General features: G+C 40.7%; 15 protein-coding genes, 1 tRNA gene and 1 pseudogene. 7 read left to right on the forward strand and 10 right to left on the reverse strand.

What is annotated here, in order from left to right:
- Nucleotides 1–144: 144 nt before the first annotated feature.
- Nucleotides 145–231, forward strand: a tRNA-Leu gene (locus KCG35_RS02865).
- A gap of 909 nt (nt 232–1,140) precedes the next feature.
- Here KCG35_RS02865 and KCG35_RS02870 read toward each other — a convergent pair.
- The 5 genes and pseudogenes from KCG35_RS02870 to KCG35_RS02885 form a co-directional block, all read right to left on the reverse strand.
- The gene (locus tag KCG35_RS02870; RefSeq protein WP_215818158.1) at nt 1,141–1,281 is read right to left on the reverse strand and encodes a hypothetical protein; all 141 of its coding nucleotides are present in this window, start codon (nt 1,279–1,281) and stop codon (nt 1,141–1,143) included.
- A 198-nt stretch (nt 1,282–1,479) separates the two neighbouring features.
- Nucleotides 1,480–1,611 (reverse strand): annotated as a pseudogene (locus KCG35_RS02875) (methyl-accepting chemotaxis protein); the annotation flags it as partial.
- Nucleotides 1,612–1,628: 17 nt separating this feature from the next.
- Entirely contained in the window at nt 1,629–1,751 is a 123-nt protein-coding gene (locus KCG35_RS26635) for a hypothetical protein (protein WP_255561862.1), read from the reverse strand.
- Nucleotides 1,748–2,050 carry a HAMP domain-containing protein gene (locus KCG35_RS02880; protein ID WP_215818159.1) on the reverse strand — a complete coding sequence of 101 codons (303 nt, stop codon included), beginning with the start codon at nt 2,048–2,050 and terminating at the stop codon, nt 1,748–1,750. Before KCG35_RS02880 ends, KCG35_RS26635 begins: the two co-directional genes overlap by 4 nt.
- Nucleotides 2,051–2,161: 111 nt before the next feature.
- The gene (locus tag KCG35_RS02885; RefSeq protein WP_215818160.1) at nt 2,162–2,329 is read right to left on the reverse strand and encodes a hypothetical protein; all 168 of its coding nucleotides are present in this window, start codon (nt 2,327–2,329) and stop codon (nt 2,162–2,164) included.
- A 1,143-nt stretch (nt 2,330–3,472) separates the two neighbouring features.
- Between KCG35_RS02885 and KCG35_RS02890 the strand changes: the two genes are divergently transcribed.
- Nucleotides 3,473–3,892: a hypothetical protein gene (locus tag KCG35_RS02890; RefSeq protein ID WP_215818161.1), complete on the forward strand. Its 420-nt coding sequence runs from the start codon at nt 3,473–3,475 to the stop codon at nt 3,890–3,892.
- Between the two features lie 109 nt (nt 3,893–4,001).
- Here the strand turns inward: KCG35_RS02890 and KCG35_RS02895 are convergent, their stop codons facing one another.
- Entirely contained in the window at nt 4,002–4,394 is a 393-nt protein-coding gene (locus KCG35_RS02895; RefSeq protein WP_215818162.1) for a hypothetical protein, read from the reverse strand.
- A gap of 457 nt (nt 4,395–4,851) precedes the next feature.
- Between KCG35_RS02895 and KCG35_RS02900 the strand changes: the two genes are divergently transcribed.
- On the forward strand, nt 4,852–5,331 hold the full coding sequence (locus tag KCG35_RS02900) for an RDD family protein (RefSeq protein WP_215818163.1): 480 nt from the start codon (nt 4,852–4,854) through the stop codon (nt 5,329–5,331).
- 120 nt (nt 5,332–5,451) lie between these two features.
- Here the strand turns inward: KCG35_RS02900 and lptG are convergent, their stop codons facing one another.
- Nucleotides 5,452–6,516 (reverse strand): LPS export ABC transporter permease LptG, encoded by a 1,065-nt coding sequence (gene lptG / locus KCG35_RS02905; protein WP_215818164.1) that lies wholly within the window; start codon nt 6,514–6,516, stop codon nt 5,452–5,454.
- Nucleotides 6,517–6,520: 4 nt separating this feature from the next.
- Nucleotides 6,521–7,633, reverse strand: coding sequence for an LPS export ABC transporter permease LptF (lptF, locus tag KCG35_RS02910; RefSeq protein WP_230408969.1), 1,113 nt, complete (start codon nt 7,631–7,633; stop codon nt 6,521–6,523).
- A gap of 602 nt (nt 7,634–8,235) precedes the next feature.
- Between lptF and KCG35_RS02915 the strand changes: the two genes are divergently transcribed.
- From KCG35_RS02915 to KCG35_RS02930, 4 genes are all read left to right on the forward strand, one after another.
- Nucleotides 8,236–9,732 (forward strand): leucyl aminopeptidase, encoded by a 1,497-nt coding sequence (locus KCG35_RS02915; protein WP_215818165.1) that lies wholly within the window; start codon nt 8,236–8,238, stop codon nt 9,730–9,732.
- A 190-nt stretch (nt 9,733–9,922) separates the two neighbouring features.
- Entirely contained in the window at nt 9,923–10,372 is a 450-nt protein-coding gene (locus KCG35_RS02920) for a DNA polymerase III subunit chi (protein ID WP_215818166.1), read from the forward strand.
- Nucleotides 10,369–11,016 (forward strand): hypothetical protein, encoded by a 648-nt coding sequence (locus KCG35_RS02925; protein ID WP_215818167.1) that lies wholly within the window; start codon nt 10,369–10,371, stop codon nt 11,014–11,016. Before KCG35_RS02920 ends, KCG35_RS02925 begins: the two co-directional genes overlap by 4 nt.
- Nucleotides 11,017–11,341: 325 nt before the next feature.
- The gene (locus tag KCG35_RS02930) at nt 11,342–14,200 is read left to right on the forward strand and encodes a valine--tRNA ligase (protein ID WP_215818280.1); all 2,859 of its coding nucleotides are present in this window, start codon (nt 11,342–11,344) and stop codon (nt 14,198–14,200) included.
- 108 nt (nt 14,201–14,308) lie between these two features.
- Here KCG35_RS02930 and KCG35_RS02935 read toward each other — a convergent pair whose 3' ends face one another.
- Both KCG35_RS02935 and KCG35_RS02940 read right to left on the reverse strand, forming a co-directional pair.
- Nucleotides 14,309–14,716, reverse strand: a complete 408-nt coding sequence (locus tag KCG35_RS02935; RefSeq protein ID WP_215818168.1) for a hypothetical protein — start codon at nt 14,714–14,716, stop codon at nt 14,309–14,311.
- Nucleotides 14,717–14,775: 59 nt separating this feature from the next.
- A complete protein-coding gene (locus KCG35_RS02940; protein WP_215818169.1) occupies nt 14,776–15,522 on the reverse strand; it encodes a TrmB family transcriptional regulator in 747 nt (248 codons plus the stop codon).
- Nucleotides 15,523–15,530: the final 8 nt, after the last annotated feature.

Raw genomic sequence — 15,530 nt, forward strand, 5'->3', positions numbered from 1 at the left:
AGACATTAACTTTATCAAGACACTCGACGTACAGCACTGTTTAAATTCTAAACAGGCAACTGATTTAATTTGCTTTTTCTGTCTTCCCTTAATTTAAAAGCATTGACCTTCGCAATAGGTTTGCTATACTGCGCCGCACGTTTAGCCCGGGTGGCGAAATTGGTAGACGCAGGGGATTCAAAATCCCCCGCCTTTGCGGGTGTGTCGGTTCGAGTCCGACCCCGGGCACCATCGCCAAATACTTAATACCCCTGATCTCTTATTAGTTCAACTCAGCTTTTTTTCTTTAAAAAGCTTTTAGCTATCTGCCATTAAAAGATCCTTTATCAGTCAACTTCTCTCTCTTTAAGTGTCAGTGTCCTCACCCTTCATTATTGAAAATTCAGCTAAGAATGATCTAAGAGCTTTACTCTCTCTTTGCACATTTTGACACGCCTCAGATAACGAAATAAAACCCTTAGTATCAACCTCTAATACCTCATTTAACACAGTTTAACCTTTATCTCTCATCCATTAATCTCCTTTTCAACATTCACCAAAGGAGGTTTTCAGATGTTTTCAACACTCTCATATTTTCCAGAACTCCCGCATTTAATCAATTACCCCCAGACATTGTCGCCATTATGTAATACAGGTTTTCTGTTATTCTCTGGATTAGCTTTGCTTGGCATTACAGCACTTTCAATAGCGATAATAAAACAGTAATCGACAATAAATACATTTACCTAAGTGGATGGTATTACGCATTAAAGAATCACACTATGTAACTATTGACGTATCTAATTAGCGTACTAATTTTATTATTAAGCTGTCTTAATAAGGATATTAATTATAGCCACTCTCAAATGGATAATTATTTCTTTGTGATATTAGTATAAATTTCGCCTTTATTTTTATTGAGTCACACCATGGAAAGCATCGAAAACTAGCGTTACAAATAATATGTTTAATGCGGCAATAAAGGGTAAAGGTCATCAATCATTAACCAACTTTCCCCCACTCTATTAAAATAACAATATCAGATAGTTATTTTAACCCATTACTCTTTCTTTCAAGCTTTTTACTTTGTATTTACACAGCACATATTTATTTTCCAACCTTTCCACACATTTTTTGTCAAAAACAGACACTGAAAAATAGTTATTGCAAAGTAAACTTATTCACGAGTTGTCTTAACGTTTTGACAATATCATACAACGCCGATGATACATCAGAAGTATGCGCGGCTTCCTGAGCTGTACTGATACTTTCCTGCTTCATACTGCTAACATGCTCAGCCATATTGATAGCCACTTTATTCTACACTTCTGCAGTTACCTGATTGTTTAATACAGAAATTACGGAAATCTGCTTTGCAATCTGTTCCAGTGTATCACTGTTTTTTTTCAACCTGCTCCACAGTCAAGCTAACCAGTGAACTGGACTCTTCCATTGATACTGTAATTGATGAGATTCGTTACTGTAAGCCCTACATGCTGCTATCTCTTTGGCTGAACCCTGGTTTTTGGCCGCAAAAGCCCTTACCTCCTCAGCCACAACGGCAAAACCACGACCGGACTCTCCAGCACGAGCAGCTTCAATTGCTGCATTTAATGCTAATAAGTTATTCTGATAGATGGCCTAAATCCTCAATTTCTGCCTGCAACTTGCTTACTCAACGATTCTTGCTCAACAGCAGCAGCCTGAGTCTGCCTCGCCAACTGTGAGACTTGGTCATCATTATCATCCAGTTGCTCTGTAGTCGAAGTCACTTTATACCCAAGCCTGCTTGAAAAGACTCAAGCAAACGGTTTATAGCAGCTCCCAACATACCAATTTCATCACAACCATGCCGTTTAACTCGCTCATTGAGTAATGCTTTTTCAGCAATCACTATTACTTGCTCAGCCTGTAATTTCAGTGTTCGTATAATATTACAGTGGATTAAAAACACGATAAGTAGTAAGCCCACACCAAAAAGTACACATAACCAAGCTGTTGCATTCAACACATGTTGCTGAACCTGCCCATACAGGCTTGCCAGAGAATAAGTCACTCTAACAGCCCCCAATACAGTTCCTTCCTCAACAGAATGACAGCCTGAACAATTATGAAGTTTGTGCGACCACAGGCTTAATGACGAGCTCGCTCACCTTGATGTTGATTAATAAGCAACTTGTAGCTAACCAGCAATGCCTTTTTTATCAAGTGCATCTTTAATTGCTTCAGAGCGTTGTCCTGCTCCAAATTGCTTATTTAAGCTCGGTGATCGGATCAGCCTGGCATCCACAATATTTGGTTGTTGCAAAATACGCTCTTGTAACAACTGACGGTTATTGATAGTTCCCATGACCATCATCATGTTCAGACTATCGAAATAACTATCAGCAGCCTGTAGCGCTTGTTGCTGTACAAGCGCTTCACCCAGTTTTTTTCTGTAAGTTAGTCAGCCAAAGAGTAGCCACAAGTACAATCATAAAACCCCCACCGATCTATCTCCCTGCTACATAGCCCATTTAACATTTCTTATACTTAGACGTTTGCTACTCCTTGCAAAAGGTCAACTTGAACCCAAAAAAGGTAAGTCATTGCTTTACCTCAGTTTGATTAACGCTAACCACAACCCATAGTGCGAACGACTGCTAGCCTCTTTCTCTTCCAACTCTGCATTAAAAGTAGAATTAACAATACTCTCTGTCTAATTTTGAGTGAGCTTACCATTTAGTGTAAAAATATTAATAATAAAAAAGCACCTGTAAATTCAAACTTAATTACAGCCAACATACGCTTTAAACATACTAACAATCGAAATATAGTGAAGAATGAAAATACGAAAGAAGCTAAAAGATACGCCTAGTTAAACTGTGAATCAGGCACACTTTTAAGGTTATCATTTACAGTACAATTAGTTCACATAGATAGCATAGACTCTGTCACTCGAGTGGTGGAAATTTTATCCAACAAGCATTTTTTCTTTCGACAAGATAGTGTTTTCCTAAATGCATAGTCGACATTCAGCACAGTTTTCATGCTTATTTGATAAAACATATTTCAAGCATCAACATAATAGGCGATAAAGATAACTTCTATGGAAAGCAAAAAAACAGTTTCCAACAAGGAATCAAAAGCTAACTACCACGAAGATCAAGTTTGTTTTCGGCATGGTATTTACCGAGCACAGCCCCCAAATAAAACAACTAACAAAAATCCTACTTTTATTAACACTATTATCAGATCTGTTACAAATTGGCTAAAAAAATAAAGTTAACCGCTTAAATTTGAAATATCTCACAAATATTTTTTTCTTACTGACCTTACTAATTACATACAGACATCTACAATTAACAAAAAATAACTCTATACTTGTAATAAAATAGCTTTTCAAGACTTTATTCACGTTATTTATGCGACAATTCGTTATCATTAATCTGGACCATTTGAAATAAAAACACTAATTTTTAACACAATCCAACTTCGAAATTGCGCATAAATCATGGAACATTCAGAATTACTCAGCACATTTAAAGCGATTATTGGTAACAGCTACTCCGGCTGGCATGATGAAAATATGTATGCCGCAGCCCGGTTTCTACAAAATTTGTCTCCAGAAGATAGAGACTTTTTAGCTAATACTATTTTAAATAAACCTAAATACTGGCAAGAGCGTATTGCAAAAGTAATGCATCAAGCCACTTACAACGAACGCATCACAATCCTTACACGACTTCTTCATTCGCAATATCTTGACGTAGCCCTCATTGCTGCATCTGCTTTGGAAAAAGCACAAGCTGTGCTTGAAGAAGATGAGAAAAAACGGGTAGCTGAAATTCTAAGTGGCTTACATTTACACCCACACCATATGGGCTACTATTCTCAGCTTGAAGGTTTCCTAGAACGCCTCGAAAGAGCCTAAGGTTCTTTCGAGGGAATTAGGCAATAGAATAGTCACTGCAAAGAAGCAGGAATTAGGAGTAATGTCAGTCTTGAACAGTTAACACTTTAAGACCATTACCAATAATTGCCTAACTAATTAGCACTCGCTCTTTTTCTACTGCAGCAATAAATGCATGTGCGGCTTCAACGGGGTCAGTCACTTCTTTTGCTGTATGTCCCCTTGCATGGTCAAACTCTAGTAGCAGATTAATGACTTCAATGCCATATTCTGCATCTACCCAACTAGCATACATTTGAGCTAGCTCACTTTTGGCGTAAGAAAGACCTTCACAGGAGCTTACCAGACTATCTACACTTGTTGACATCTCTAAGCTCATTTCTATTAAAGTCTGCTGAGTCGCTTTTTCTTGCAGCCAGCAGGACGGAGACAGGTTAGTGTCAACACCTGATGCCAGCCATAAATCATCTAAACAAACTCCCTGCTCATTCACTCTAATGGGTATATTTCTTAAACTAAGCATCAATGTGTCCATAACCTTTCGTCACAACAATAAAGTGATACGATTAAAATAATAAACTTGTTTTATTTCAAGTGTTACACACCATCCAAATTATCTGCATACTATTTAATCACTGGCGATGTGATTACAAATCAACACACAACACATAAAATTTGTTAATATAGTCGACTTGGGGTTAACCATAAAAGTAAGCCCTCCTTTTTTATTTCTGAGGTGCTTTTAGCAAAGAAAGCGGCTACTTCCCCATTTTGAGTGCCACTTGAGCTTGAGAGCCATTTAAAAAGTAACATAGATTCTGCAAGTAGGGTTAAAACGTCTTTACCTGCATAAAATGCACTCACTAAAGCGGTTAGATTTTTAACGGGTCTGTAAGACGCTTAAAGCCTAAAAGTACTATTTGGTGGGTATACACAACAGGTAATGCTAATAACAACCACTAGAAAGTTAGTTAATATCTATGGATAAAACGACAACCACTCTACCTTCCGCCCCACTATGGCGACGTATTGCTGCTATGTTTTATGATACGTTGTTACTTCTTGCCTTGACCCTGCTAACGACTGGCCTGTACTTGTTTGCTCTCGTACTCATTTTGGGGGCAGAAGAGGTTAAAATTAGATCTGCACAAAATGCCTTTGACCCGCTATTAGCCTCAATCCTCTTATTTGTCTTATTTGGCTTTTTCGCCAAATTCTGGACCGTCAGCGGTCAAACATTAGGCATGCAAGTTTGGCGCGTGAGAGTGCAAAATGTAGATGGCACAATGATTCGTTTAAATCAGTGTTTGCTTCGTTTTATGATAGGAATGGTCTCTCTTGGCCTAGGAGGCTTAGGCTTTTGGTGGATGCTAATTGATAAAGACAAAAAAACATGGCATGACCGTTACTCCATGTCAAATGTTGTATTATTACCTCCTAAGCCTAAAAAAAGGTCATAAGCGAATTAGCACACTCTGCTATCCCCTAACACAATATCTTAGATTTCAGAATATAAATATACCTTAGCCCCGACACTGAAACCTGTGGGGCAAGGCCAATGTGTGTTTATGAGCTGAAACTTAACCCGCTCGACGTAAGAGAACACCCCCAACCAATATACAAATTATGATCGGTGCTAAAATGGCAAGTAATGGGTGAAAGCCAAAAACTAGGCTAGATGGCCCCAATAAGTCCTGCAAAATACTAAACACTAGACCAACAACAACGCCAGTAAAAACCCTCAGCCCCATTGTCACTGTTCGCAAAGGACCAAAAATAAATGAGATACCAATAAGGACTAAAGCAATCACTGCCAGAGGCTGCATAACCTTACGCCAAAACGCCAGCTCATATTCACCAGCATTTAGCCCTTGCGCGTTAAGATAAGCAACATAGGTATAAAGTCCTTGTATGGCCAAATCATCGGGCTTAACAACGACAACATTTAGCAGTTCTCTGGAAAGTGAAGTATTCCACTCCAGCCTTGGGAGTGTAACTGTGGTAACTTGGTCATTCTCAAACTTATTCAGGGTTATATTCTGCAGAACCCAGTGATCACCCTGATAAATAGCTTGCTCAGCGAAACTAGATTCAAGCAACTCTCGCTGTTTATTAAACTTCATCCGTGTAACACCGTGTAACTTACCATTAGGTTCAACGGCATTAAAACGCATGAACTCATTCCCTTCTCTATGCCAAAGTCCCTGCTGAGTAAAGCTTTGTTCTCCATCACCACTACGCGCAATTGCACGCCCACTATCAGCCAGCTGCTCAGTCAAAGGTGCAACATATTCACCAATCGCTAAACCTACACAAATAATAAGCAATGTTGGCTTTAACACTGCGACTAATATTCGCGTTAGCGACACACCTGCTGCTCGCATTACTACCAGTTCACTATTACTGGCCAATGCACCTAAACCAACCAAACAACCAATCATGGCTGAAAAGGGAATAAACTGATAAATGCGTTTTGGAATCGTCAACAGCGTATATTCCAACACTTCAGCCATTTGATAGTCTGCACGCATACTTTCTAACTGTGCGACAAAGCCAAACAATGTATCCAGCGCCACAATAATGAGTAAAACGACCAGCACAGCACCAAGCACATGACGACCAATATAACGATCTAAACGACGCACTGGCTTAACCCTCCTGCGCTACGGGCTGTGTTTTGCGCTTAAAAATATGTGGCAAGTTATCCTTGCTAAGAAGCAGCCAGGCAACACCAATGAAGATAAGGTGTGCAGGCCATAATACGGGGAAAGCATTCACTTTGCCGTCTTCAATTGCTCCTTTTAACCCAATCAGTATCGCAAGATAAAGCAAGTAAATTAACACCGCAGGCAATAGCTTTAAAAAGCGTCCTTGTCGGGGATTCACTTTACTGAGAGGAACAGCCAGCAAGGTAATGACCAATACAATAATAGGCAGTGAAAGACGCCACTGTAATTCAGCCTGATGTTCTGGCTTATCAGAATGCCATAAGACACTTGTTGCAATTGCTTTTTCTTTCGGGCTTTCTTTTGTTACTTTACTTTCAGGCATCTTGATGCCGTACACCTTATACTTGGTCACTCTATAATCAGGCTGACCTGGCGTACCATCATAACGATACCCATTATGCAGCATTAAATAACGCGAGCCTGTTGCCTCATCTATTTGCTGAGAACCCTCCTCAGCGACTAAAACCGTCAAGCGTCGTTTAGTATCATCAGGATTACTGTGTGAAATAAACACATTCCGCATACGCTGGCGGTCATCAAACAACTCTTCTGTATACGTCACACGTCCAGCACCTTCTTGCCCCTGAAAACGGCCAGGCACTAAGGTTTCAAATTCTGTCATGGCATCCTGTTGAGCAAAAATATTCTCAACATGGTTTGCCCCCCAAGGGCTAACCACAATGCCCATAAACCCAACCAGGATAGCAATAAGCGTTGCTGGTATCAGGGTTAACTTAAGTATCTGGTTTTGACTAACCCCACAAGCAGTTAATATAGCCATCTCGCTTTCCACGTACAGACGACCATACGCGAGCAATATGCCTAAAAATAAACCTAGGGGGATAATTAGTTCTAAAAAGCCTGGCAGCCGGTAGCCCATAATGGCAAACAAAAAATCCGCCCGTAACTGCCCAGTGGCAGCTTCGCTCAAATAACGGATAAAGCGACCACTCATAATAATTAGCAGTAGTACACCACTGACGGCTGCCATTGTGTAGACAACTTCTTTTGCCAAATACCGAAAAATAATCAACGGCTGACGCCCTTTCCTATAGCCAATTCTAAAACCAGAAAGCCCAAAACTGCATAATGTGTAGTACAGTCATCCAAAATAAAAGGACAAATAGTACTGACTTAGCCACTCAGCGCATCATCACTAAAGCACTGAGCGTGAGACCACAAAGAACAACAAAAGTTACGTTTTTCAACTAGTTTACCCTCCCTCAACCAGACGAAACAGTGCATACACCGATTCACTCTTTTAGCTAAAGGCATGTATATTTGTGAACTAAGGAAACTAACTGATACACTAAGTCGCCAGAAGTGTGAATGTTTTTGCAGCATTGTTCAATACAAAACATAAGAAATCTCATCACTCTTCGTTCATTATCTGCAAAACTAATCACACCTACGCACTTTTAACATGCCCCATAGAGGATGGTTTAAAGGAGGCTAGCCAAACTCAGGCTAGAAAAATAGTACAACCAAATCATCAAGTGTGCTGACGTTGCTACTCGTCGTTATGTTGAAGCAACTGAGTTCATTTATGTAGCTACGCGCACGTACTCTCCTCACATAAAACCAATCATGACGGGGATACACCCTGTGTACTGACTTATCAATAATGGAGTATTCATGGACTTCGTTACTAAATCCACTCACCCAAGCGAGCAATCGACAGACTGCTTAATTACTGCAGTTTTCGCAAATCAAACGTTATCTACAACGGGTGAAGCACTGGACCAAGCAAGTGAAGGTTATTTAAGCCAAGTATTAAAACAAGGAGATATAACAGGTAAATCAGGAGAAGTACTCCTACTACCACATGTTCCAAATGCTAACGCAAAGCGAGTATTACTGGTGGGTGCTGGTAAAGCAGAATCCTTAACCCCTAAAAAGTTCTTATCAATCGTCAACAGTGCAATCAGCTGCCTTTTGAATACAGCAAGTAAAAATGCTGTGATCACGTTAGCAGAAGATTTATCTGTTGGTGATCACGATAATTACTGGAAAGCACGACAAATTATTCAGGCTATTGGCCAGCAGCATTATTCGTTTGATCAGTTTAAAACAGATAAAAAAGCCTTAAAAAAATACGCGCTGACCAAAGTGACTTTCTGCCACAGCGAAAAAGATGAACAGCAAAGCCTGAAAAAAGCCTGTCAACATGGCAAAGCCCTCATCAATGGTATTTATAAAGCCAAAGACTTAGGCAACCTTCCAGCCAATGTTTGTACACCACGTTACCTAGCAAAAGAAGCAAAAGCGTTAGAGAAAGACTTTAATAACGTTAAAGCAACAGCATTAACAGAAAAAGAGATAAAAGCGTTAAATATGGGTGCCTTTCTGTCTGTCACGGCTGGCACAGAAGAACCCCCTCGCCTTATTGTCGTGGAATATAATGGTGGTAAAAAAAGCCAAGCCCCTTATGTGCTAGTCGGTAAAGGTATTACCTTTGATAGTGGGGGGATCAGCTTAAAGCCTGCTGCCAACATGGATGAGATGAAGTACGACATGTGTGGTGCTGCTAGTGTAATGGGCACATTACGTACTATTGTTGAGCTGCAGTTACCTATTAATGTTGTCGGCATCATTGTTGCGGCAGAAAACCTTCCCAGTGGAAAAGCCACTAAACCAGGTGATATTGTCACCTCAATGTCAGGCCTTACCATTGAAATCCTGAATACCGATGCCGAAGGCCGCTTGGTACTTTGTGATGCACTAACATACGCTGAACGCTATAAGCCTGCAGCCGTTATTGACATTGCTACACTGACTGGTGCTTGCGTTGTGGCGTTAGGTGCACATACCTCAGCCCTCTGCAGTAATAATGATAAACTTGCCAACCAGCTACTTAATGCCAGTCAAAGTGCCTATGATCGGGCTTGGCAGCTTCCTCTTTGGGAAGATTATCAGGAGCAGCTTGATAGTCCATTTGCAGATATGGCTAACATTGGAGGACCCAAAGCAGGCACAATCACTGCGGCTTGCTTCTTGTCTCGCTTTACCAAAAGCTACCCTTGGGCACATTTAGATATCGCAGGTGTTGCTTGGACTGGAGGAGAGAAAAAAAATGCCTCTGGACGACCTGTTCCTTTGTTAACCCAGTATCTCATTGACCAAGCCAACTAACCTTTTAACTTAGCAAAATGGCTATTTTGGCTTTGAATCACTAAACTATACATCACGTATACCCAAAGCAAACTTCTCATGCTTCTGGGTATACGGATGGTAGAAACTAACTCGAATAAAGCATTTCGAGCCTATCTATTCTTTCTATCAGCCGATCTTTCCTTGCCACATACGAGTAGTAATAGTTTTTATGCCTCGAGTTGACTTTTATATCGTCCAAGGCACCACACAAGATGCCCAATGGCAATTCGCTTGCCGACTTATTGAAAAAGCCTACAAAATGGGGCACCACATTTATATACATTTAAATACTCAAGCTGATGCCCAACTTTTTGACCAACTTCTGTGGTCTTTCCGTGCTGATAGCTTTATCCCACACCAAGTTCTTGACGAGGAAAAAACAAGTTATCCCAATAATAAAGTGGCTATTGGCTGGCAAGGCCCACCTCATCCCCCTTATGATGTTTTAATCAATTTAGCCAACACGATTCCTGAAGCATTATCACATTTTAACCGTGTCTCAGAAATCGTTTATGGTCATGAAGAAAGTCGCAAAAACTCTCGTAAGAACTTCATGATTTATCGTGAAAGTGGTTATCCTTTGCACACACATGACTTACGAAAAACGATGCGAGAATGACTAAGCTCAAACCATCCAGAGAAAAAACAGAAGCCTTAATTCATGACCTAGAGTCAATAAAGAGCCTTTTGGATGATGAACAACCCACTTTTACTCAAACACCAAGCACACCAGCATTCAATCTTGTCAGTGCGAATGGTGAAATAGACAGTTTGGGTAACGCTGGCAAAACAGACAATACTGGTGAAACAGATCTCTTTTTTGTATCTGAGAGCTTAGTGTTTGATGATGATGGCGCATCGGTTCAGCGCTATGATGACAAGATCCCTACATTAGAAGATATTGCAGAAACTGATTTACAAACAGATCAGCAAGAAGTACCTGAGTTACAAGAAATACCGACGCTAAATGGCTCAACAAACCCTTTTCTTCCTGTTGAGACTTTGGATAAACTTAGCAACCTCAAATCCACCAAGCTTCAGCAAGAAGCAGAACAACATAAACAGGCTATTTTTACTGAAGTGTCACAAGCAGAATCATTAAATCAAGCTAAAAAAAATAAACTGAAACGCGCTCTAGAGTTAGAGAGTGAGCTTATTTTACAAGAAATTATTGATGAATATATTCCGCAAATAGAAGCTGAGTTTCATAAGCGCTTACGTTCTGAAATACAGCAGATTGTTAACCGGTTTATGGATAATTAGGTCAACTCAATCTTATCTCTCCGGTTTCGGAGTATTACTTACATTCTATTTGCACTAATCTAATTACTTTATTATGCTCAACACACTTTGGTTTTACTAAGCCATTGTATTTAATAATTAACCCGATAAGCTATTCCACTCCATTTCCTGTGTATATACCCACAATCTTTTCTAGCTGAGGGAGATGGGTATCGTCATGTGGAGATGACCAAACACGCTACACTAAATAAGTTCCCATCTCTGCACAAAACTGGCACGCAAACCATTACCCTATGTATAATCATCGGTTTGCATTTCTGGAAAAACGGTGAGTTTAGACACAACCATGGAAAAGACCTACCAACCACACGAGATTGAGCGCTCTTGGTATCAGTACTGGGAGGAGAAAAACTACTTTGCACCCAGTGGTGAGGGTACATCCTATACCATTATGATCCCCCCCCCCAATGTCACAGGTTCACTGCATATGGGTCATGCCTTTCAGCAGTCCATTATGGATGCGCTGACACGCTATCGCCGTATGCAAGGTTACAATTCGTTGTGGCAAGTAGGTACAGACCACGCAGGTATTGCCACGCAAATGGTGGTGGAACGCAAGCTTGCGGCAGAAGAAAGTAAATCCCGCCATGACCTTGGTAGAGATGCATTTATTGAAAAAGTGTGGGAATGGAAAGAACAGTCGGGTAATACCATCACACAACAGATGCGCCGTTTGGGTAATTCCGTTGATTGGGAAACTGAACGTTTTACTATGGATGATGGCTTTTACAATGCCGTACAAGAAATCTTCATCCGTCTTCATGATGACGGTTTAATTTATCGTGGTAAACGACTGGTCAATTGGGACCCCAAATTACACACGGCCATTTCAGACCTTGAAGTTGAGTCTACTGAAGAGCAAGGCAGCCTGTGGCATTTCCGTTACCCGTTAGTAGATGGTGCGAAAACATTAGATGGCAGCGACTTTATTGTAGTAGCCACTACCCGTCCAGAAACCATGCTGGGTGATACTGCAGTTGCCGTAAACCCTAAAGATGACCGTTATCAGCACCTTATTGGCCAGTATGTTGAGTTACCCGTCATTGGTCGTCGTATTCCTATTGTTGCTGATGACTATGTTGACCGCGAATTTGGGACTGGTTGTGTAAAAATCACCCCCGCTCATGACTTTAATGACTACGAAGTAGGTAAGCGCCACCAGCTACCGCTGATTAATGTCATGACGATTAATGCTAACATTCGTGAACTTGCTGAAGTCTTTAACCTAGATGGTACGGTTAATACAACCGTCAGCAATGTCATTCCAGAACAATATCATGGTCTTGACCGCTTCAGTGCCCGCAAAAAGATTGTTAAAGAATTTGATAACCTGGGCTTTTTAGAAAAAATCGAGCCCCACTCTCTTAAAACCCCACGGGGTGACCGCTCTGGTGAAGTGATCGAGCCACTACTCACAGATCAGTGGTTTGTGAAAATCAAACCGTTGGCTGAGCCTGCAATAAAAGCGGTTGAAGATGGCGATATCCAGTTCGTACCCAAACAGTATGAAAATATGTACTTCTCCTGGATGCGTGACATTCAGGATTGGTGTATTTCCCGTCAACTGTGGTGGGGTCACCGCATTCCTGCCTGGTACGACAATAATGGCAATGTCTATGTGGGCCGCTCTGAAGAAGAGGTTCGCAGTAAATATAAGCTGGCTGATGACCTAGCGTTAAGCCAGGACAATGATGTACTGGATACTTGGTTCTCCTCAGCATTATGGACCTTTGGTACCCTTGGCTGGCCAGAAAACACCAAACGTCTTCAGACATTCCACCCAACTGATGTCTTAGTGACTGGTTTTGACATCATTTTCTTCTGGGTTGCCAGAATGATTATGATGACAATGCACTTTATGAAAGACGAACAAGGAAATCCGCAGGTTCCCTTTAAAACAGTCTATGTCACAGGCTTAATTCGTGATGAAAACGGTCAAAAAATGTCGAAGACCAAAGGCAATGTATTAGATCCTTTGGACATGATTGACGGCATCAGCCTAAAAGACCTGCTTAATAAGCGTACTGGCAATATGATGCAGCCACAACTTGCAGCGCGTATCAAGCAAAGTACACAAACACAATTCCCTGAAGGTATTGCGGCTCATGGCACAGATGCACTGCGCTATACGCTGTTCTCTCTTGCTTCAACAGGCCGTGACATCAACTGGGATATGAAGCGATTAGAAGGCTACCGCAATTTCTGTAACAAACTTTGGAATGCGGCACGTTATGTATTAATGAATACTGAAGGCCAAGACTGTCGTCAAAATGGTGGTGAAGTTGACTACAGCCTAGCTGACCGTTGGATTGTTACTAAGCTTCAGCATACCGAAAAAGCAGTTTGTGATGCGATTGAGTCCTACCGCTTTGATTTAGCCAGCCAAGCATTGTATGAGTTTATCTGGAATGAATATTGCGACTGGTATTTAGAACTTTCAAAACCCGTACTATGGGATGAACATGCTACAGAAGAACAGCTTCGTGGTACACGCTATACCTTAGTACGTGTGCTGGAGGCAATCCTTCGCTTAGCGCATCCTTTCATGCCATTTATCACTGAGGAAATTTGGCAACAAGTACGCTCACTGGCAGGCAAAGAAGGCGACACTATCATGCTACAGCCTTACCCCGCTTGCGATCCCAACAATATTGATGAAGCTGCTGTTGCTGAGTTGGAATGGGTAAAAGGTATCGTTGTTGCCATTCGTACCATTCGCAGTGAGATGAATATTAAGCCAAGCGCAGAAATTAATGTGCTGCTTAATAACACCACTGAACTGGATTCAAAACGTTTAGCAAACAATTATACCTTCCTCAAACGTCTGGCTAAATTGGCTGATATACAAATTTTACCTGCTGAAAGTAAAGCACCTGACATGGTTGCAACAAAACTAGTAGGAGATTTAGAAGTACTTGTTAGCATGGCTGACCTCGTTGATAAAACCGCTGAAATTGCTCGCTTACAAAAAGAAATTGATAAGCTTACCAAAGAGCAAACTCGGTTAAACAACAAATTAACCAATGATAACTTTATTAGCAAAGCCCCTGCCGTTGTTGTTGAAAAAGAGCAAAATAAACTGAAGGAAGTTGAAAATGCTCTGCAGAAATTCGCTGAGCAGCTCAACAAAATGCAACAGTTGTAGATTTCTATTAAAAATTAGCCTTTTAAGTGGCTAGTCAAAAATTTAAAAGGCAGCAAAAGCTGCCTTTTAAATATCTGTAATTATTTGTCAAACTGCCTCATATAACTACTATTCATTCGTCTCAAGCAATTTCAAACCTGCAGATGGAATGCTATCAATCAAGTATATATAGTTTTTGCCCTTCTCAAAAATCACATTAGTTTCTCTATAAAAAGGTATTGGTGCTAAAAAAATAGGCTGAAATGATTTGACACCCAGCTTGTGCTGGCCAGCAGATGCAAGAAAGCTGTAGGTTTCACCTCTAGCCAAAGTTACAATATGTTTATCATCATAATAAAATCGACCATCTAACCCTCCTCCGATAAAACTTGCATTACGCTTTATTGTGACTTTTACTCCATTCACCTTATTTACTTCTGGTGGTGACGAAACTATATTTTCCCGACTCACAGGATGATAAGAGGAAGCACAAGCTTGTAATAGTAAGGTGCAAGCAATAATAACTATTTTTTTCATTCTACTAACTACATATTTGACGTTAAAAAAACAGAACCTGAATTTAATGAAAATAATCGTTATAGCAACCGCCATAATGTATTAAACGATAATTTTAGCGCCTGACTGATTGCAGCTGACTCAATAACAACAGCGGTAGGGTAGTTGCCTTCCTGCAACGATATCATGGCACATTTAGGTGGGTAAATAGCGACATAGCTTGCTTGCCCTCCAATATCGCCATCATCAATCCATTTTCGTTCAGAGAGTGGTGCATCTTCTCCCCCTTCGCCAATGGCAATGGCTCTAACGCGAATATTGCGTTTTACACGTTGTAATGTGTAATTCGGAAAGGGGCGATAAAGATATTTACGGATGGCTTTTGAAGAGTAAACATCGTAGCTTCTTGATTCACTTTTATCAGCAGTATTCAAGATATCTTTTAATACTCTCTCTATCCCTTCATCCCCTTCATAGTATTTAACTTGCGGGGAGCCTGTATCAGAACGAAGACGATTTAAGTCAGGAATCACATCATTGACCAGCTGTCGTGTTGCTGATCGAAGATTTTCCTGTTTATCATTCGCCAGCTCTAAAAGCTTATCTGGTGGTTCCGCACAAAAATGACGTCGTTTACCTTTTGGGTAAAAGCTAACTACGCCACGCTTTAGTAAATTTTTAAGAATTTCATGTGTAGTACCACGGTTGATACCTGATTGGTCTGCAATATCGCGAATAGAAGCTGTACCTAGCGTCAACAACGCACAATAGATATCCACTTCACGATCTTCAAAGTCTAGCTGTGCCAATACCTGTTTTATATTCATATTTGTCA

Origin of the sequence: Zooshikella harenae, assembly GCF_018837975.1 — a bacterium.
Classification (GTDB): domain Bacteria; phylum Pseudomonadota; class Gammaproteobacteria; order Pseudomonadales; family Zooshikellaceae; genus Zooshikella; species Zooshikella harenae.